Genomic DNA, 17,809 nt, shown 5'->3' with positions numbered 1-17,809 from the left:
GCGGCGGCCGCGTCACCTCGCGGGACGGCTCAGTGCCAGGTCGAGACTTCCTCGACGCCGGGGCGGTACTCGAAGTGCCAGGGCTCGTACTTGCCGGACCCGCCACGCTGGGCCCACGGCGGGTTCTCCCAGCCGTAGCTCGGTGCGTTGTCCCACAGCCAGCCGTACACCTCGGCGCTGCCGGTCTCCTTCGAGCACAGGTCGATCGCCAGGCCCCAGCCGTGCATCGAGGTGCCCGGCGTCGCCGCGAGATATCCGCGGCTCGCCTTCACCGAGTACTGCGAGGACAACGAGCGGTAGCTGTCCACCAGGCACAGGTCCCGTCCGAACCGCGCCCGGAAAGCCTCGTTGAGCGCGCTGAGCGAGACGGCGGCGTCGGGACGCAGCGCCTCGCCGTCCTGCCACAGGGAGCACAGCGAGTGGTCGGACAGCTGCCCGTTGCCACCGGTGACGTCCGCGCTCGCGTCGCAGTCGGGCAGCGGGTCCCGCTCGACGGAGGAGCGGCTGGCGGCGACGACGGTGCGCTCGCGCGGAGCCGCCGCGATCGCGGAGGCCGTCGCCGGGGCCGTGGTGCCCTGCTGCAGGAGCGCCAGGGTGGACGGGCCCGACGTGGCGGGCTCGAGGTCGAACGGGGACGGGGCGTCGCCGTCGGCCGTGGCCGCCAGCGGGGCGGCGATGGTCGCGGCCGCCAACGAGCCGAGGACCGTCACCCGCGTCACCCAGGCGGGCCCGGCGGGAGCGGCGTGCGCACCCCGAGCACGACCTCGAGGGGTGCTGACGCGACGGGTCGGCTTCTTGCCGGACCGGGAGACGGCGGCCTCGCGGATCTCCCGACGGGAGCGCGGCGCGGGGGTGCCGTCCTGCGACGTCGCGTCCACTCCACCTCCCGTGTCCCCTCACCGGCACGACGGCCGGTCGTCCGTCATGACCAGGGACGACACGGCATGAGCACCGCGTCGCCACCGATCCGAGATGCACCCTAGCGGTGACCCGCCTCACGGCCAAGTCCCGTGTTGTTCAGAGATTGTTCACGCCGCGTCCGGGCTCAGCGACGGCGCTGCATCGCGTCACGGACCTCGCCCACGAGCTCCTCGAGGATGTCCTCGAGGAACACGACGCCCACCGTCCGGCCGCCGTCGTCGACCCGGGCCAGGTGCGCACCGGAGCGCTGCATCGCCCGCAGGGCGTCCTCCACCTCGTCCGACGGCGCGACGGTCGCCATGGCCCGCACCCGCCACGTCGGTACCGGGCGGGACCGGTTGCCGTTCGTCGCGTACAGCACGTCCTTGAGGTGCAGGTAGCCCACGAGCCGGCCCGTCCGGGTGCCGGCCATCTCCGTGCCCGCCTCCGTACCGTTGTCCACCATCGGGAAACGGCTGTAACCGGTGCGCGAGACGAGGTGCTCGACGTCGTCGGGCGTCGCCCCGGGCTCGAGCACGACCAGCGCGTCCACGGGGACCATGACGTCGCCCGCCGTGCGCGAGGAGAACTCGATCGCGCCGGTCAGCAGCCCCTGGTCGTCCTCGAGGACGCCCTCGGCGCGGGAGTGCTCGACGATCGACTGGACCTCCTCCGCCGTGAACGCGGAGGCCACCTCGTCCTTCGGTTCGACGCCCAGGAGCCGCAGCGCGTGGTTGGCCACCCAGTTCAGCGCCACGATGATCGGCTTGACGACCTTCGCGATGAGGACGAGCGGCGGGGCGAACCACAGCGCGGCGGTCTCGGGACCGGCGACGGCCAGGTTCTTGGGCACCATCTCGCCGAGGACGACGTGCAGGTACACCACGATGCTCAGCGCGATCACCAGCGCCACGGGATGGACGAGCTCGTCCGGGATGCCCATCTCCTCGAACGGCCCCTCCAGCAGGTGGGCCAGCGCCGGCTCGGCGATGATGCCCAGTCCCGTGGAGCAGACCGTGATGCCGAGCTGCGCGCAGGCCAGCATGAGGGAGACGTGCTCCATCGCCCACAGCACGACCTTGGCGCGCTTCTCGCCCGCCTCGGCGCGCGGCTCGATCGTGCTGCGACGCACGGACAGCACGGCGAACTCCGCGCCGACGAAGAAGGCGTTGGCGGCGAGCAGCAGCACACCGACCAGCAGTGCGGTCCCCGTGGTCATGCGGACACCTCCGTGACACGCAGGCGCTCGACCCGTCGCACGTCCACGAGCTCGACGCGCAGGCCGACCCCGTCGACCTCGATCTCGTCACCGGGTTCCGGCAACCTGCCCAGACGGTCCATGACCAGTCCGGCGAGCGTCTCGTAGGCGGCACCCTCGGGGACGCGCAGCCCGGTGGACTCCTGCAGCTCGTCGGGACGCAGCACGCCCGGGACGACCCACGAGCCGTCCGCCAGGGCGACGACGCCGCCGCGGCGACGGTCGTGCTCGTCGGCGACGTCGCCCACGAGCTCCTCGACCACGTCCTCCAGCGTGACGACGCCGGAGGTCCCGCCGTACTCGTCCACCACGACGGCCATCTGCAGGCCCAGGCCGCGCAGCTCGACGAGCAGCGGGCCGAGCGTGACGGTCTCCGGCACGCGCGGGGCGTCGGTCATCAGGGCTGCCGCCGGGACGTCGTCGCGCCGCTCGAACGGCACCCCGACGGCGCGGCGCAGGTGCACCAGGCCGACGACGTCGTCGCGGTCGTCGCCGATCACCGGGAACCGCGAGTGACCCGTGCGGTGGGCCAGCGCGATCACCTCGGAGGCGCTGGTGTCCCGGTCGACGACGGACACGCGGGTGCGGTCGGTCATGACGTCCCGGGCGGTGAGCTCGTCGAGCTCCAGGGAGTTGGCCAGCAGCCGAGCGGTGCCGGCCTCGAGCGTGCCCTCCATCGCGGAGCGGCGGACCAGCGAGATGAGCTCGGTCGCGGAGCGCGCGCCGGAGAGCTCCTCGCGGGGCTCGACACCGAGGCGGCGCAGGATGGCGTTCGCCGAGTTGTTCAGCACCGAGATCAGGGGGCCGAACACGACGGTGAAGACCCGCTGCAACGGCACCACGGCACGCGCGGTGGAGTGCGGCGTCGACAGCGCGAAGTTCTTGGGGATCAGCTCGCCGAACAGCATGGAGAACCCGTTGACGATCACCAGTGCCAGCACGGTGGCCAGCACGGCGGAGACGCCGGTGCCGAGCGCCGTGGACGCCAGCCCCTCACCCAGCAGGGAGAGCAGGGCGGGCTGCGCGGTGTAGCCGAGCAGCACGGTGGTGACGGTGATGCCGACCTGCGCGGAGCTCAGCTCCGTCGACAGGTGCTTGAGCCCGGCTCGGACGATGCGGTCCCGACGATCGGGCGCCCTCCGGCCGGGCGGAGGACTGTCCCCCTCCTCGTCGTCGGCACCCACCACGGCGGGGTCCAACGTCACGAGGGAGAACTCGCTCGCCACGAAGATCGCGGTACCTGCGGTGAGCAGGACACCGACACAGAGCATGATCACGTCGGTCACCACGGCGCGCCCCGCAGACCGGTATATCGACTGTCGTCCATCGTGGGGCCGATGCTATCCGGTCCCGGCGGGTGATGTCCCGTCCCGTCGGCGACACCGCCCGCCACGCCAGCGGATGCCCAGCGAAACCTCAGGAAGTACGTGCAAGATGGTTCCATGACCACCACAACGAGCGGCACCGGTCAGGGCCAGCAGAACGCCACGGTGCTCGTCGTCGAGGACGAGCCGGCCATCGCGACGGCCATCGCGCAGAGGCTCTCCGCCGAGGGATGGCGCGTCGAGGTCGCGCGCGACGGCCTCTCCGGCGTCGACGCCGCGGCCCGCCTGCACCCGGACGCCGTCGTGCTGGACGTCATGCTGCCCGGGATCGACGGGCTCGAGGTGTGCCGCCGCATCCAGGCCGACCACCCGACCCCGATCCTCATGCTCACGGCCCGTGACGACGAGACCGACATGATCATCGGTCTCGGTGTGGGCGCGGACGACTACATGACCAAGCCGTTCTCGATGCGCGAGCTGGTCGCCCGCGTCAAGGCGCTGCTGCGCCGCGTCGAGCGCGCCGCGCAGGCCGCCGCCCAGGCGCCCGCCGACCCGCCCCTGACCGCCGGCGACGTGACGATCGACCGCGCGCAGCGGCGCGTCCACCGCGGCGGGGACGAGGTCCACCTGACGCCCACGGAGTTCGAGCTGCTCGTCATGCTCGCCAGCGCCCCCAAGACGGTCCAGACCCGCGAGAAGCTGCTCGCGGAGGTCTGGGACTGGGCGGACGCGAGCGGCACCCGCACGGTGGACTCCCACATCAAGGCGCTGCGCCGCAAGCTCGGCCCGGAGCTGATCCGCACGGTGCACGGCGTCGGGTACGCCTTCGAACCACCGGCGGGCTGAGGTGTCGGGGCACGACGACGCCGTCCGACGTCCGGACCACCGGATCCCGGACGTGCGTCCGCTCGACCCGGTCCACTCCCTCAAGGCGAAGCTCGGGCTGCTGGTGGTGGCGAGCGTCACCGTCGCGGTCCTCATCACCTGGATCGGCCTGAACAACGGTCTCGGCCCCAGCCGGACGTTCCCGCTCGCGATCATCCTGTCGCTGCTGCTCACCCAGCTCCTCGCACGGGGCATGACGTCCCCGCTGCGGGAGATGACCGCGGCGGCACGGGCGATGGCCGACGGCGACTACGACATCCGCGTGCGCTCGACCAGCATGGACGAGGTCGGCCAGCTCGCCCAGGCGTTCAACACGATGGCGCACGACCTCGGCGCGTCCGACCGCACCCGGCGCGACCTCATCGCGAACGTCTCCCACGAGCTGCGCACCCCAGTCGCGGCGCTGCAGGCGCAGCTGGAGAACATGGTCGACGGCGTCACGGAGACGACCCCTGCCTCCCTCGAGCTCTCCCTGGAGCAGACGGAGCGACTGACGCGGCTGGTCACCTACCTGCTCGACCTGTCCCGGGTGGAGGCCGGGGCCTCCGCGCTGGTGCTCACGCGGTTCTCGGTGGGCGACTTCCTCGAGGAGTGCGCCGAGGCGGTGTCCATGGTCGACGCCGCGAAGGGCCTCACCTACGTGGTCGACGTCGCCCCCGAGGAGCTCGAGCTGCAGGCCGACGTCGAACGGTTGCGGCAGGTCGTGACGAACCTGCTGCAGAACGCCATCCGGCACTCCCCCTTCGGCGGGACGGTCCGCCTGGACGCCTACCCGTTCGGCGACGAGGTCGTCATCGAGATCGGCGACGACGGGCCGGGCATCGCCCCGGAGGACCGGGACCGGGTGTTCGAGCGGTTCGCCCGCGGGACGACGACGTCGCGAGGACCGAGCTCGAGCGGAGGCACCGGCATCGGGCTGGCCATCGTCCGGTGGGCGGTGGACCTGCACGGCGGTCACGTGGAGGTCGCGGACACCGACGGCGGCGCGACGATGCGCGTCGCCCTGCCGGCGGTGGCCCGCCCGGCGCCCGGCGTCTCCACGGAATAGTCGCCCCGGTCGGGTGAATTCCGTCACACCGAAACATCCGCGACCTGTCTCCGTGAGGTTCGCATGACGACATTCGACGCGTTGTCGCCCCCCGCTTTCCACCTCTATTACCCGCGCCACAACGGCCGGTGAGACGGGAGCCCGCCGAGTCCCCCGAGGGCGCGACGCGGTCTCTGCCGGTCCCCGTGGAGGGCCTACCCTTGTGAGTGTGTCGTGTCCGAGCCCGGGCGCGACAATCCGCAAGCAAGTGGGAAAGTGGGCGATCCGGGCGTGGTGTCCCCTAAGGCTGGGTCAGAGTCGATCAACGCCGAGAGCGCGTCGTTCGGAGCCAACGAATGGCTCGTCGACGAGCTGTACGAGCAGTACCTGAAGGACAAGAACGCGGTCGATCCCGCGTGGTGGGACTTCTTCGAGGACTACACGCCGGACGAGACGGACGGCACGTCGTCCGCCCCGAGCGCGCAGCAGGCTCCTGCGCCGGCATCGTCCGCCGCGAGCCCCGCGTCCTCCGCGGCCCCCGCCCCGCAGGACCCGGCACCGCAGGAGTCCGCGCCGCAGGCCGCGAGCACCTCCCGGGAGCCGGCCGCGTCGGCCGGCACCGCCGCGGCCGAGGTGGCGCAGCCGACCGAGCCCGCTCCGGTCCCCGCCGACCCCGAGGTCTCCGCCGTCGCGCCGGTCGCCGAGGCGCAGCCGTCCACCGCCCCGTACGCCGAGGTCGCCCGCAAGTCGGTGAAGTCCGACGAGGACGAGTCGACCGACGACGTCCAGAAGCTCCGTGGACCGGCCGCCCGCGTGGTGACCAACATGGAGGCGTCGATCGCCGTCCCCACCGCCACGTCGGTGCGCGCGGTGCCCGCCAAGCTCATGGTGGACAACCGCATCGTCATCAACAACCACCTGGCCCGCGGCCGTGGCGGCAAGATCTCCTTCACGCACCTCATCGGGTTCGCCCTGGTCGAGGCCCTCGCCGACATGCCGGTCATGAACGCCCACTACGAGGAGGTCGACGGCAAGCCGCACGTCGTCCAGCCGGCGCACGTGGGCTTCGGGCTCGCCATCGACCTCGCCAAGCCGGACGGCTCGCGCCAGCTCCTCGTGCCGAGCGTGAAGAAGGCCGACGAGCTCGACTTCGCCGGGTTCTGGTCCGCGTACGAGGAGCTCGTGCGCAAGGCCCGCGGCGGCAAGCTCGGCATGGACGACTTCGCCGGCACCACGATCTCGCTGACCAACCCCGGCGGCATCGGCACCGTGCACTCCGTGCCGCGCCTCATGCAGGGGCAGGGCACGATCATCGGCGTCGGCGCCATGGACTACCCGGCCGAGTTCGCCGGGGCCAACGACGAGCAGCTCGCCCGCATGGGCGTCTCGAAGGTCATGACGATCACGTCGACCTACGACCACCGCATCATCCAGGGCGCGCAGTCCGGGGAGTTCCTCAAGATCCTCAGCGGCAAGCTGCTGGGTCTCGACGGGTTCTACGACCGCGTGTTCGCCGCTCTGCGCGTGCCGTACGAGCCCGTGCGCTGGGTCCGCGACAACACCGTGGACGCCGAGGTCGAGGCCGCCAAGCCCGCCAAGATCGCCGAGCTCATCCACGCCTACCGCTCGCGCGGCCACCTCATGGCGGACACCGACCCGCTCGCCTACCGCCAGCGCAAGCACCCCGACCTGGACATCCAGAACCACGGCCTGACCCTGTGGGACCTGGACCGCAAGTTCCCCACCGGCGGGTTCGGCGGCACCCCCAAGGCGACGCTGCGCGACACCCTCGGGCTGCTGCGCGACTCGTACTGCCGCTCCATCGGCATCGAGTACATGCACCTGTCCGACCCGGCGCAGCGCAAGTGGCTCCAGGACCGGATCGAGCACGGGTACGCCCGCACCCCCCGCGAGGACCAGCTGCGCATCCTGCGCCGCCTGAACTCGGCCGAGGCGTTCGAGACCTTCCTGCAGACCAAGTACGTCGGCCAGAAGCGCTTCTCCCTGGAGGGTGGCGAGTCCGTCATCCCGCTGCTCGACGCGATCCTGTCGAAGTCGGCGGAGAACGGCCTCGACGAGGTCGGCATCGGCATGGCGCACCGTGGTCGGCTCAACGTGCTAGCGAACATCGCGGGCAAGAGCTACGGCCAGATCTTCAAGGAGTTCGAGGGCCAGATCGACCCGCGGTCCGTCCAGGGGTCCGGCGACGTCAAGTACCACCTCGGCACCGAGGGCACCTTCACCGCCGAGTCGGGTGCGACGACGAAGGTCTACCTCGCGGCGAACCCCTCGCACCTCGAGGCGGTCGACCCGGTGCTCGAGGGCATCGTGCGCGCCAAGCAGGACCGCATCGACCTCGGCGGGGACGGTTTCTCCGTGCTGCCGATCCTCGTCCACGGCGACGCGGCCTTCGCCGGCCAGGGCGTCGTGCCCGAGGTCCTCAACCTCGCCCAGCTGCGCGGCTACCGCACCGGCGGCACGATCCACATCGTCATCAACAACCAGGTCGGGTTCACCACCGGGCCGTCGTCGTCGCGCTCGACGACGTACTCCACCGACGTGGCCAAGGGCTACCAGGTCCCGGTGTTCCACGTCAACGGTGACGACCCCGAGGCGTGCGTGCGCGTCGCCGAGCTGGCCTTCGCCTACCGCGAGCAGTTCGACCGCGACGTGATCATCGACATGATCTGCTACCGCCGTCGCGGTCACAACGAGGGTGACGACCCCTCGATGACCCAGCCGCTGATGTACAACCTCATCGAGGCCAAGCAGTCGGTGCGCAAGCTCTACACGAAGAACCTCGTGGCCCGCGGCGACATCACCGTGGAGGAGGCGGAGCAGGCGCTCAAGGACTACCAGGAGCAGCTCGAGCGCGTCTTCACCGAGACCAAGGGCGGCGGCTACACGGCGCCCGACGACACCGAGTCGATCGCCGGGCTCGAGCGCCCGGAGTCGCAGCGCGAGGACGCCGGCACCATGGTCGGCTGGCAGACCGCCATCCCCCACGCCGTGCTGGAGCGCGTCGGTGACGTCCAGGTCTCCCCGCCCGAGGGCTTCACCGTCCACCCCAAGCTCGGCAAGATGCTCGAGCGTCGCCAGCTCATGGCGAAGGAGGGCGAGATCGACTGGGGCTTCGGCGAGCTCATCGCCTTCGGCTCCCTGCTCATGGAGGGCACCCCGGTGCGCCTGGCCGGTCAGGACTCTCGCCGCGGCACGTTCGTGCAGCGCCACGCCGTCCTGCACGACCGCTTCACCGGCGCCGAGTGGACCCCGCTGCTCTACCTGGCCGGCGACCAGGCCAAGTTCTGGGTGTACGACTCCTCGCTCAGCGAGTACGCCGCGCTCGGCTTCGAGTACGGCTACTCCGTGGAGCGGCCCGACGCCTTGGTGCTGTGGGAGGCGCAGTTCGGCGACTTCGTCAACGGCGCCCAGACCGTGATCGACGAGTTCATCTCGTCCGCGGAGCAGAAGTGGGGCCAGTCGTCGTCCGTGGTCATGCTGCTGCCCCACGGCTACGAGGGCCAGGGACCGGACCACTCGTCGGCACGTCCCGAGCGGTTCCTGCAGCTCGCCGCCGAGAACAACATGACGATCGCCCAGCCGTCGACGCCGGCGTCGTACTTCCACCTGCTGCGCAAGCAGGCGTACGACCGCCCGCGCCGCCCGCTCGTGGTGCTCACCCCCAAGCAGCTGCTGCGCCTCAAGGCGGCGGCGTCGGGCGTGGAGGACTTCACGACCGGCACGTTCGAACCGGTGCTCGGCGACGTCGGCGTGGCGGACGGCAGCATCGACGCCACGTCGGTCGAGCGACTCGTGCTGTGCACGGGGCGCGTCTACTACGACCTGCTGGCCGAGCGCCTCAAGCGCGGCGACGACAAGACCGCGATCGTGCGCCTGGAGCAGCTCTACCCGTTCCCCGAGGAGCAGGTGCGCGCCGAGCTGGCGAAGTTCCCGAACGCCGAGGTCGTGTGGGTCCAGGACGAGCCCCAGAACCAGGGCGCCTGGTCGTACCTGCACCTGGCGCTGCCCGAGGACCTGCCGCGGGTCAAGGTCATCTCGCGTCCCGCGTCGGCGTCCACCGCCGCCGGTACCGCCAAGCGCCACAAGGAGCAGCAGACCGTGCTCCTGGAGCAGGTCTTCACGCGCTGAGGCCGCATGAGAACGGCGAGGGCCGGGAGGAGGATTCCTCCCGGCCCTCGCCGTTCTCATGCCCAGGTCGTCCTCGTGTCCGCACGAGCCTCCGCACGAGCCTCTGCAGGAGACAGTGCGTCCCGACGGCGCGCGTCCCGACGGTGCAGGTCCGAACGCCGTCCGCGCCGGTCCTACCAGCGGTCGTGGACGTGCTCGCGGATCGACTCGTCGTAGAGGTCGCGCACCTTCGACCGGAACAGCGGGCCGAGCACGCCGACGTTCCCGGCCGCGGCGTTCGCGGCCGCCTGCTCCGGGCTGCGGGCTCCGGGGATCACGGTGCTGACCCCGGGCTGCTGCCACACCCAGGCCAGGGCGGCCTGGGCGGGGGTGACGTCCTCGGCCAGGTCCTCGGCGAGCGTCGTGAACCGGGCGGCGGCGTCGACCCCGACCTCGAACGGCACGCCCGAGAACGTCTCGCCGACGTCGAACGCCTCGCCGCCGCGGTTGAACGTCCGGTGGTCGTTCTCGGCGAACGTCGTCTCGGTGGTGTAGCGACCCGAGAGCAGCCCGGACGCCAGCGGGACGCGCGCGATGATGCCGACCCCTGCCTCCGAGGCCGCCGGGAGGACCTTCTCCAGCGGCTTGAGCCGGAACGCGTTGAGGATGATCTGCACCGACGCCACGTGCGGGCGGGCGATGGCGGTCAGGGCCTCGTCAGCCGTCTCCACGGACACGCCGTAGGCGGCCATGACGCCGTCCTCGACGAGCTGGTCGAGCGCGTCGAAGACCTCGTCGCTGGAGTACACGGGCGTGGGCGGGCAGTGGAGCTGCACGAGGTCGAGGCTTTCGACGCCGAGGTTCCGCCGGGACCGGTCCGTCCACTCGCGGAAGTTCTCGAGCACGTAGTTCTCCGGCACCTGGTCCACCCGGCGGCCCATCTTCGTGGCGACCGTGAGCGACTGGTCCTGGTGGTCCGCGAGGAACCGCCCGAGGGCCTGCTCGCTGCGACCGTCCCCGTACACGTCGGCGGTGTCGAAGAACGTGATCCCCGCCTCCAGCGCCGCGTCGAGCACCGCGCGCGACTCGTCGTCGCCCACCTCGCCCCAGTCGGCACCGAGCTGCCAGGTTCCCAGGCCGATCACGGACACCATCCGGCCTGTCCGGCCGAGCACCTGCTGTTCCATCTGTCCTCCGAGTTCAGGTCGACCTCCACACGGTACGCGTGACGCGCCGACTCGGCTCTCCGACTACGGTGTGACCGTGAACACGACCCTTTCGCCCGCTTCTCCGTCGGGCACCCAGTACCGCATCGTCGCCGGTGGGCACGCCGCGACCGTCACCGAGGTCGGGGCGATGGTCCGCGAGTACGCCGTCGACGGGCGTGACGTCTTCGTCCCCTTCGGCGCGAACGAGGTGGTACCGGTGCACAACGCGGCGGTGCTGGTGCCGTGGCCGAACCGGCTGCGCGACGGCCGCTACGCCGTCGACGGCCGCACCTACCAGCTGCCGATCACCGAGGTCGACCGCACGACGGCGCTGCACGGTCTCGCTGCCTGGTACCGCTGGGACCTGGTCGAGGCGGCTGCCGACTCGGTCACCCTCGAGCTCGCCCTGCCCGCCCAGAAGGGCTGGCCCTTCCAGCTCACGACGCGCATCACCTACTCCCTGGACGCCGCGACCGGCCTCGAGGTCCGTGTCCGCACGACGAACGTGGGCTCCGGGACGGCGCCGTACGGCGTCGGGTTCCACCCGTGGCTGTCCGCCGGTGGCGCCGACCTCGACGCGTGCACCGTGCGTCTCGACGCGGCCGAGCACGTCACGGTCGACGCCCGGCTCCTGCCGACGGGCGTGGTCCCCGTGAGCGGCGACGTCGACCTGCGCGAGACGCGGTCCCTGGCCGGTCTGGACCTCGACGACGCCTGGGTCGCGCCGCTGCGGGACCCGGACGGGCTGTCCTGGTGCCTGCTCGGCTGCCCGGACGGTCGGACGCCGGCGGTCTGGATGGACGGCTCGATGGACTGCTGGCAGGTCTGCTCGGCCGACCACATCGACGGGCACGAGCGGTTCGGCCTCGCCGCCGAGCCCATGAGCTGCTACGCCGACGCCTTCAACACGGGTGACCGGCTGGTCCGGCTCGCGCCCGGGGACTCGCACGAGGTCCGGTGGGGCGCGACCCTGCTGTGACCCGCGGAATCGGTTCAGCCTGATTTGTCACAAACGCTCCCGCTCCCCCTCCTGGACGGTGGGAGCGGGCGGCGGCGTGGGATCATGCGGTGCCGTACCCGCGCACGGGACAATGACGGCGCAACGAGCAACACGGCAGGGGATGGTGACGGGTGACCGACCGACAGGTGCGCATCTGCGTGGTGGGTGACGAGCTCAGTGCGGGCGTCGGGGACGCCCGGGCCCTGGGCTGGACCGGTCGCGTGCTGGCCCGCACGAAGTTCGAGCAGCCGGCCATGTCGTTCACCCTGGCCGTCCCCGGGGAGACGACGTCGGCGCTGAACGCCCGGTGGGAGGCCGAGACGGCACCCCGGTTCGGGCCGGAGTCCTCCTACGACAACCGGCTGGTCGTGGCGCTCGGTCGGCACGATCTCGACCCCGGCCTGTCGGTCGCGAGGTCCCGGCTCAACCTCGCGAACATCCTCGACGTCGCCGACAAGAACCGTCTGGCGACGTTCGTCGTCGGCCCGCCGCCGGGACGCCCGGAGGACGGCGGCCGCATCGCCGAGCTGTCGGCGGCGTTCTCCGACGTCGCGAGCCGGCGGCGGGTCCCCTACGTGGACACGTACACGCCGCTGGCCCACCACGAGCAGTGGGTGGCGGACCTGGCTACGACGGGCTCCACGTTCCCCGGGCAGGCCGGGTACGGCCTGATGGCGTGGCTGGTGCTGCACACCGGGTGGCACGCCTGGCTGGGCCTGCCCGGCGAGGCCGTCTGACCGGACGGTGCCGCCTGGCCGGGGCGAGCCCCGAGCGCCTGGCCCGGGTCCCGGTCCGAGCCCGGACCGGAGCCCGTCAGCCGCGCGTCACGACGACCCTCGACGAGGTGACCGCGGCGGTCAGGTAGGCGACGCTGCGACCCGCGACCGGGGTGTCGGCGTGGTCCACCGCCAGCACCCGTCCCGTGGACGGCAGCACCGTGCCGTCCAGGATCGCCTGCCCCGCCGCACCGCGGACCTTGAGGCTCACGGGCGTGCCCTCGTCGAGCCGCACCGTGACGTCGCCCGAGACGGTCTTGACGGTCACCATCGGCGTCGTGCCGACCGCGGTGACGGCGAGCGCCCCGGACACGCTGTGGGCGGACACGCGGCCGATCGCACCGTCGACGGCGAGCGCCCCGGAGACCACCTGGGCCGAGACGTCCCCGCTGTGGGCGGTCGCGGCGACGTCGCCGGAGACGGACTTGAGGTAGAGGGAGCCGCTGGTGCCCGCGGTGCGCACCGTGCCGGTGACGGTCTTGACGACGGTGCCGGTGGTGCCGGTCACGTCGGCGTCCCCCTCGACCGTCCCGACGTCGACCGCGGTCCCCGGCGGGACGGTGAGCCGCAGCACCGCGCGTTCGGAGCTGCTGCCGAGGTTCTTGACGCGCGCGACGAAGGCGTCCATCTTCGACGCCTCGTAGCCGATGCGCAGGCGGTCGCGGTCACGGGTGACCTGCAGCGGCTTCTCCGAGATCTCGGTGACGTCGAGCGTGGTCCGTGTGGTCTCGGGGTCGACGACGACGTCGACGCGGCCCGCCTGGACCCGGACCGACACCGCGCTCACCCCGTCGACGGTGATCGTCTGCGGGGCGGCGACCGCCCAGGTCTCGGTGCTCATGCGTTGCCTCCGTGCTGCCGCGATGCTGAGCCCGCCGCCCCGGTGTGGGACGATGGGGCGACCCGTCCACCTTCTCGTGAGGAGACCGCCATGAGCAAGCGCGGCAGCAAGCGTCGCGCCCGCAAGGGCAAGGCCGCTAACCACGGCAAGCGTCCCAACGCCTGAGGACGCCGGGACGTCCGCGTCCCGAACAGCGAGGGGCCGCCTGCTCGATGCAGGCGGCCCCTCGCTGTCGTTGCGGCGTGCGTCGTCACGTCGTCGCCCCGGTCAGCCTGAGATGGTCGTGATCTGGGCGCGGATGCGCAGGTAGAGCGTCTCGGGGGCCTGTTCGGAGCAGGACCGCTTGACGAGCTTCTTGACGAGCTCCTCCATGTCCAGCTCGGCCAGGCAGGGCGAGCAGTGCGCGACGTGGGCGCGCATGCGCAGCTCGTCGGCCTCGGTCATCTCCGAGTCGAGGAACTCGTACAGGTGCGTCAGCGCGTGCTCGCACTCGTTCTCGCCCTCGGCCGCCTCGTGCGGGATGGGGGTGACGTCGCCGCTCATGACTCTCCTCCGCGTGCCGCCGCGAGCCCCCGGTCCGCCGCGTAGTCGGCGAGGAGCTCTCGCAGCTGGCGTCGTCCGCGGTGCAGCCGGGACATCACGGTCCCGATCGGTGTTCCCATGATCTCGGCGATCTCCTTGTAGGGGAAGCCCTCCACGTCCGCGTAGTACACGACCATGCGGCGGTCCTCGGGGAGCTGGGCGAGGGCGTCCTTGACGTCGGAGTCGGGCAGCCGGTCGAGCGCCTCGACCTCGGCGGAGCGCAGGCCCTGCGAGGTGTGGGTCGCCGCACGGGCGATCTGCCAGTCCTCGATGTCGTCCGTGTGCGCCTGCTGGGGCTGACGCTGCTTCTTGCGGTAGGTGTTGATGAAGGTGTTCGTCAGGATCCGGTACAACCACGCCTTGAGGTTCGTGCCGGGCTTGTACTGGTGGAAGGCGGCGAACGCCTTCGCGAAGGTCTCCTGGACGAGGTCCTCGGCGTCGGTCGGGTTGCGCGTCATGCGCAGGGCGGCCGAGTAGAGCTGGTCGACGTACTGCAGGGCGTCGCGCTCGAACCGCGCGGCGCGCTCCGCGGCGACCTCCTGCGCGGGCGCGCGCTCGGTGTCCTCGCCGATCTCGGCGTCGGTGGCCTGGCCGGGGCGCTCGGGTTCGTCGCTCATCACCGTCGAGCCTAGACCCGTCGGCCACGCACCGCGGCGCGGATCCGACGACGACGACGCCGCCGGGGTCGCCGCCGGCGCCAGGGCGAACAGGGGAACCTCGCCCGCGGTGGCCGCGGGGGGTGTCAGGCAAGCTCTCACACCGGTCCACAACAGCACCCGGCTGGTCGTCATTCCCGCCGGGACGCCCGACCCGCCCGGGCCATCGGTAGGCACCGACGCCACCGTGGTGACACAGTGGGTCCATGCTGCTGCGACGCCTCGCCCGACCCCTGCTGGCCGTTCCCTTCGTCTACGACGGACTGTCCGCCGCGCTGCGCCCCGCCGAGCACACGGCTGCCGCGCGCGAAGGTTCCGACACCATCACCCAGGCGCTCGGCGTCGACCCCCTCGACGACACCCAGGTGTCGCTGCTGGTGCGGGCCCACGGTGCCGTCACCGCCGCTGCGGGCGTCCTGCTCGCCGTCGGGCGCGCCCCGCGCACGGCCGCCCTCGTCCTGGCCGCACTGACCGCACCGCTGGCCGTCGTCAACCAGCCCTTCACCGCCAAGGGCGACGCCCGTCAGGAGAAGACGGCGAAGTTCGTCCGCAACCTCGGCGCGGTGGGCGCTGCGGTCATCGCCGGGATCGACCTCGAAGGACGTCCCGGCGTTTCGTACCGCATCGAGCAGAAGCGGTCCGCCGCGTCCCGGTCCACGAAGCACGCCGTCGACTCCGCGACGAAGTCCGTCAAGCACACGGCCAAGAGCGCCGCGAAGGACGTCGAGCATGCCGCCAAGCAGGCCAAGGCGTCCGCCGAGAAGACGCGGGCGAAGCTGTCCTGACACCCCCGGGCCACGGCCGGGCGACCGGCATCGTCCACTACCCTCGGACCATGACGACTACGCCCGCCCGGACCAGCCTGCCCCTGTGGGACGCCCCGCTCGCGGAGGGTTCCCTGGACGCCGTGGTCGAGATCCCGGGCAGCAAGTCGTTGACGAACCGTCTGCTCGTCCTCGCCGCCCTCGCCGAGGGTCCCGGCACGCTGCGCGGCGCCCTGCGCTCGCGCGACGCGGACCTCATGATCGGCGCACTGCGCGCCCTCGGCACCACGATCACCGAGGGGGACGTCCCGAGCACCCTGCACGTCGAGCCCGGCACGCTCACCGGGGACGTCCGGATCGACTGCGGCCTCGCCGGGACCGTCATGCGGTTCCTGCCGCCGGTGGCGGCCCTCGCCCGGGGGACCGTCCGGTTCGACGGCGACCCCGAGGCCCGGGTGCGCCCCATGCTGCCCGTGCTGGCCGCGCTGCACGCCCTCGGCGTCACCGTCAGCGGCGACGGCCCCGAGCTCCCCTCCCACCTGCCGTTCTCCGTCCACGCCACCGGCAGGGTCGCCGGCGGCGCCGTGGACGTCGACGCCTCCGCGTCGTCGCAGTTCGTCTCGGCGCTCCTCCTCGCGGCCGCGCGCTTCGAGCGCCCGCTCATGCTGCGCCACATCGGTGCCACCCTGCCCAGCAAGCCGCACATCGACATGACCGTGGCCACGCTGCGCGAGGTCGGCGTCGAGGTCGACGACTCCCGTGACGGCATCTGGCAGGTCTCCCCCGGCCCGATCGCCGCCCGGGACGTCCGGGTCGAGCCCGACCTGTCCAACGCGGCCCCGTTCCTCGCGGCCGCTCTCGTCGCCGGCGGTACCGTCCGCGTGCCCGGCTGGCCGACGGCCACGACGCAGCCCGGCGCGCTCGTCCCCGGCCTGCTCGAACGCATGGGCGCCACCACCTCGCTCGACGGCGACGTCCTGACGGTCACCGGCAGCGGCCGGATCCACGGCGTCGACGTGGACCTGCACGCCGCCGGCGAGCTCGCCCCGACCTTCGCCGCGCTGGCCGCGCTCGCCGACTCCCCCAGCCGGCTGCGCGGGATCGCACACCTGCGCGGCCACGAGACGGACCGGCTGGCGGCGCTCGCCACGGAGATCACCCGGCTCGGCGGTCGGTGCGAGGAGACCCGCGACGGCCTGGTCATCACTCCCCGACCGCTCCACGGCGCCGTCGTGCGCACCTATGCCGACCACCGCATGGCGACCTCGGCCGCCCTGCTGGGCCTGCGGGTGCCGGGACTGCAGGTCGAGGACGTGGCGACCACCGCCAAGACCCTGCCCGGGTTCGACGGGCTGTGGTCGGCGATGCTGGCCGGGTCCGGGGCCCGCGCCTGATGGCCGCGCGGGCCCGCGACGAGCACGCGCGCTACGCGCGCCCCTCCAAGCACGGGTCCCGGCCCCGCACCAAGCAGCGCCCGGACCACGCGGACGCGGTCACCGGCCTCGTCGTGGGCGTCGACCGCGGCCGCTACACCCTCGTGGTGGACGACGGCGGCCCGGACGAGCGCGAGGTCCTGGCCATGAAGGCCCGCGAGCTCAGCCGCACCCGGACCGTGGTCGGTGACCTCGTCGACGTCGTCGGCGACACGTCCGGCCTGCCGGGCACGCTGGCACGCATCGTCCGCATCCAGGACCGCTCCTCCACGCTGCGGCGCACCGCGGACGACACCGACCCGTACGAACGGATCGTCGTCGCCAACGCCGACCAGCTCGTCGTCGTCACCGCCCTCGCCCGGCCGGAGCCCCGCACCGGAATGATCGACCGGTGCGTCGTGGCGGCCTACGACGCCGGGATGGACGTGCTGCTCTGCCTGACGAAGGCCGACCTCGCCTCCCCCGACGTCCTGCGCGCCCTGTACGAGCCGCTGGGCGTCGAGGTCGTCGTCACCCGGCGCGACGACGCGGCGTCGGTCGAGGAGGTCCGCGAGCGCCTCGTCGGTCTCCGGTCGGTCCTGGTCGGGCACTCCGGCGTCGGGAAGTCCACCCTGATCAACGCGCTGGTCCCCGACGCCGCGCGCGCCACCGGGGTGGTCAACGACGTCACCGGTCGTGGCCGGCACACGTCGACCTCGGCGGTGGCCCTGCGTCTGCCCGTCACGGCGGGCGGGAGCGACGTCGAGCACGACGGCTGGGTCATCGACACCCCCGGGGTCCGGTCGTTCGGGCTGGCGCACGTCGAGGTGGAGCACCTGCTGGCCGCGTTCGAGGACCTCGACGAGGTCGCCGCCGAGTGCCCGCGCGGGTGCACCCACCTCGACGACGCACCGGACTGCGCCCTGGACGAGTGGGTCGCGGGCTCCGACGAGACGGCCCGCGCGGCCCGTGCGGCCCGCCTCGCCTCGTTCCGTCGCCTGCTGACGGCCCGCACGTCGGCCGACTGACGGCCCTGCCGGTCCCGGT

Annotated in this window: 16 protein-coding genes; 9 read left to right on the top strand and 7 right to left on the bottom strand. The window is 72.3% G+C overall.

All coding sequences use genetic code 11. The features are described 5' to 3' along the window. Window positions 1-29: 29 nt before the first annotated feature. From ACNHYB_RS15465 to ACNHYB_RS15455, 3 genes are all read right to left on the bottom strand, one after another. Window positions 30-878 carry a M15 family metallopeptidase gene (locus ACNHYB_RS15465; RefSeq protein ID WP_418276254.1) on the bottom strand — a complete coding sequence of 283 codons (849 nt, stop codon included), beginning with the start codon at window positions 876-878 and terminating at the stop codon, window positions 30-32. Between the two features lie 167 nt (window positions 879-1,045). Further along, window positions 1,046-2,119, bottom strand: coding sequence for a hemolysin family protein (locus ACNHYB_RS15460; protein WP_418276253.1), 1,074 nt, complete (start codon window positions 2,117-2,119; stop codon window positions 1,046-1,048). Next, the gene (locus ACNHYB_RS15455; RefSeq protein ID WP_418278079.1) at window positions 2,116-3,429 is read right to left on the bottom strand and encodes a hemolysin family protein; all 1,314 of its coding nucleotides are present in this window, start codon (window positions 3,427-3,429) and stop codon (window positions 2,116-2,118) included. Before ACNHYB_RS15455 ends, ACNHYB_RS15460 begins: the two co-directional genes overlap by 4 nt. 171 nt (window positions 3,430-3,600) lie before the next feature. Here ACNHYB_RS15455 and ACNHYB_RS15450 point away from each other — a divergent pair, with 171 nt between their 5' ends. From ACNHYB_RS15450 to ACNHYB_RS15440, 3 genes are all read left to right on the top strand, one after another. After that, complete coding sequence (locus ACNHYB_RS15450; RefSeq protein WP_418276252.1) at window positions 3,601-4,329, top strand: response regulator transcription factor; 729 nt, start codon at window positions 3,601-3,603, stop codon at window positions 4,327-4,329. A gap of 52 nt (window positions 4,330-4,381) precedes the next feature. Further along, the gene (locus ACNHYB_RS15445; protein WP_418276251.1) at window positions 4,382-5,416 is read left to right on the top strand and encodes a HAMP domain-containing sensor histidine kinase; all 1,035 of its coding nucleotides are present in this window, start codon (window positions 4,382-4,384) and stop codon (window positions 5,414-5,416) included. 270 nt (window positions 5,417-5,686) lie between these two features. Then, window positions 5,687-9,544 (top strand): multifunctional oxoglutarate decarboxylase/oxoglutarate dehydrogenase thiamine pyrophosphate-binding subunit/dihydrolipoyllysine-residue succinyltransferase subunit, encoded by a 3,858-nt coding sequence (locus tag ACNHYB_RS15440; protein ID WP_418276250.1) that lies wholly within the window; start codon window positions 5,687-5,689, stop codon window positions 9,542-9,544. 173 nt (window positions 9,545-9,717) lie between these two features. Here the strand turns inward: ACNHYB_RS15440 and ACNHYB_RS15435 are convergent, their stop codons facing one another. Continuing rightward, window positions 9,718-10,710 (bottom strand): aldo/keto reductase, encoded by a 993-nt coding sequence (locus ACNHYB_RS15435; RefSeq protein ID WP_418276249.1) that lies wholly within the window; start codon window positions 10,708-10,710, stop codon window positions 9,718-9,720. A 76-nt stretch (window positions 10,711-10,786) separates the two neighbouring features. Between ACNHYB_RS15435 and ACNHYB_RS15430 the strand changes: the two genes are divergently transcribed. Both ACNHYB_RS15430 and ACNHYB_RS15425 read left to right on the top strand, forming a co-directional pair. Continuing rightward, window positions 10,787-11,710 (top strand): aldose 1-epimerase family protein, encoded by a 924-nt coding sequence (locus tag ACNHYB_RS15430; protein ID WP_418276248.1) that lies wholly within the window; start codon window positions 10,787-10,789, stop codon window positions 11,708-11,710. Window positions 11,711-11,862: 152 nt separating this feature from the next. Continuing rightward, window positions 11,863-12,468, top strand: a complete 606-nt coding sequence (locus ACNHYB_RS15425; protein WP_418276247.1) for a GDSL-type esterase/lipase family protein — start codon at window positions 11,863-11,865, stop codon at window positions 12,466-12,468. Window positions 12,469-12,544: 76 nt separating this feature from the next. Here ACNHYB_RS15425 and ACNHYB_RS15420 read toward each other — a convergent pair whose 3' ends face one another. After that, complete coding sequence (locus ACNHYB_RS15420; protein ID WP_418276246.1) at window positions 12,545-13,348, bottom strand: DUF4097 family beta strand repeat-containing protein; 804 nt, start codon at window positions 13,346-13,348, stop codon at window positions 12,545-12,547. Window positions 13,349-13,438: 90 nt separating this feature from the next. Here ACNHYB_RS15420 and ACNHYB_RS15415 point away from each other — a divergent pair, with 90 nt between their 5' ends. Further along, on the top strand, window positions 13,439-13,513 hold the full coding sequence (locus ACNHYB_RS15415) for a 50S ribosomal protein bL37 (RefSeq protein ID WP_374108520.1): 75 nt from the start codon (window positions 13,439-13,441) through the stop codon (window positions 13,511-13,513). Between the two features lie 102 nt (window positions 13,514-13,615). Here the strand turns inward: ACNHYB_RS15415 and rsrA are convergent, their stop codons facing one another. Together rsrA and ACNHYB_RS15405 are read right to left on the bottom strand one after the other, a co-directional pair. After that, on the bottom strand, window positions 13,616-13,891 hold the full coding sequence (gene rsrA, locus ACNHYB_RS15410) for a mycothiol system anti-sigma-R factor (RefSeq protein WP_418276245.1): 276 nt from the start codon (window positions 13,889-13,891) through the stop codon (window positions 13,616-13,618). Further along, complete coding sequence (locus tag ACNHYB_RS15405; protein ID WP_418278078.1) at window positions 13,888-14,721, bottom strand: sigma-70 family RNA polymerase sigma factor; 834 nt, start codon at window positions 14,719-14,721, stop codon at window positions 13,888-13,890. The genes rsrA and ACNHYB_RS15405 overlap by 4 nt, the downstream gene beginning before the upstream one ends. Window positions 14,722-14,792: 71 nt before the next feature. Here ACNHYB_RS15405 and ACNHYB_RS15400 point away from each other — a divergent pair, with 71 nt between their 5' ends. The 3 genes from ACNHYB_RS15400 to rsgA are packed head-to-tail and all read left to right on the top strand — an operon-like array spanning window position 14,793 to window position 17,790. After that, window positions 14,793-15,371 (top strand): DoxX family membrane protein, encoded by a 579-nt coding sequence (locus ACNHYB_RS15400; protein WP_418276244.1) that lies wholly within the window; start codon window positions 14,793-14,795, stop codon window positions 15,369-15,371. Between the two features lie 50 nt (window positions 15,372-15,421). Then, entirely contained in the window at window positions 15,422-16,744 is a 1,323-nt protein-coding gene (gene aroA, locus ACNHYB_RS15395; protein WP_418276243.1) for a 3-phosphoshikimate 1-carboxyvinyltransferase, read from the top strand. Further along, on the top strand, window positions 16,744-17,790 hold the full coding sequence (gene rsgA, locus ACNHYB_RS15390; protein WP_418276242.1) for a ribosome small subunit-dependent GTPase A: 1,047 nt from the start codon (window positions 16,744-16,746) through the stop codon (window positions 17,788-17,790). Before aroA ends, rsgA begins: the two co-directional genes overlap by 1 nt. The last annotated feature ends 19 nt before the right edge of the window (window positions 17,791-17,809 follow it).

This window comes from Isoptericola jiangsuensis (assembly GCF_048320105.1).
Classification (GTDB): domain Bacteria; phylum Actinomycetota; class Actinomycetes; order Actinomycetales; family Cellulomonadaceae; genus Isoptericola; species Isoptericola jiangsuensis_A.
The sequence above is the reverse complement of the archived record's forward strand: the minus strand, read 5'-3'. Positions and strand labels throughout refer to the sequence as shown.

Coding starts and splice junctions, on each gene's coding strand:
- ACNHYB_RS15460 (WP_418276253.1), bottom strand. CDS start 2,119: ATGACCACGGGGACCGCACTGCTGGTCGGTGTGCTGCTGCTCGCCGCC.
- ACNHYB_RS15455 (WP_418278079.1), bottom strand. CDS start 3,429: ATGCTCTGTGTCGGTGTCCTGCTCACCGCAGGTACCGCGATCTTCGTG.
- ACNHYB_RS15435 (WP_418276249.1), bottom strand. CDS start 10,710: ATGGAACAGCAGGTGCTCGGCCGGACAGGCCGGATGGTGTCCGTGATC.
- ACNHYB_RS15450 (WP_418276252.1), top strand. CDS start 3,601: ATGACCACCACAACGAGCGGCACCGGTCAGGGCCAGCAGAACGCCACG.
- ACNHYB_RS15420 (WP_418276246.1), bottom strand. CDS start 13,348: ATGAGCACCGAGACCTGGGCGGTCGCCGCCCCGCAGACGATCACCGTC.
- rsgA (WP_418276242.1), top strand. CDS start 16,744: ATGGCCGCGCGGGCCCGCGACGAGCACGCGCGCTACGCGCGCCCCTCC.
- rsrA (WP_418276245.1), bottom strand. CDS start 13,891: ATGAGCGGCGACGTCACCCCCATCCCGCACGAGGCGGCCGAGGGCGAG.
- ACNHYB_RS15405 (WP_418278078.1), bottom strand. CDS start 14,721: ATGACGACCAGCCGGGTGCTGTTGTGGACCGGTGTGAGAGCTTGCCTG.
- ACNHYB_RS15400 (WP_418276244.1), top strand. CDS start 14,793: ATGCTGCTGCGACGCCTCGCCCGACCCCTGCTGGCCGTTCCCTTCGTC.
- aroA (WP_418276243.1), top strand. CDS start 15,422: ATGACGACTACGCCCGCCCGGACCAGCCTGCCCCTGTGGGACGCCCCG.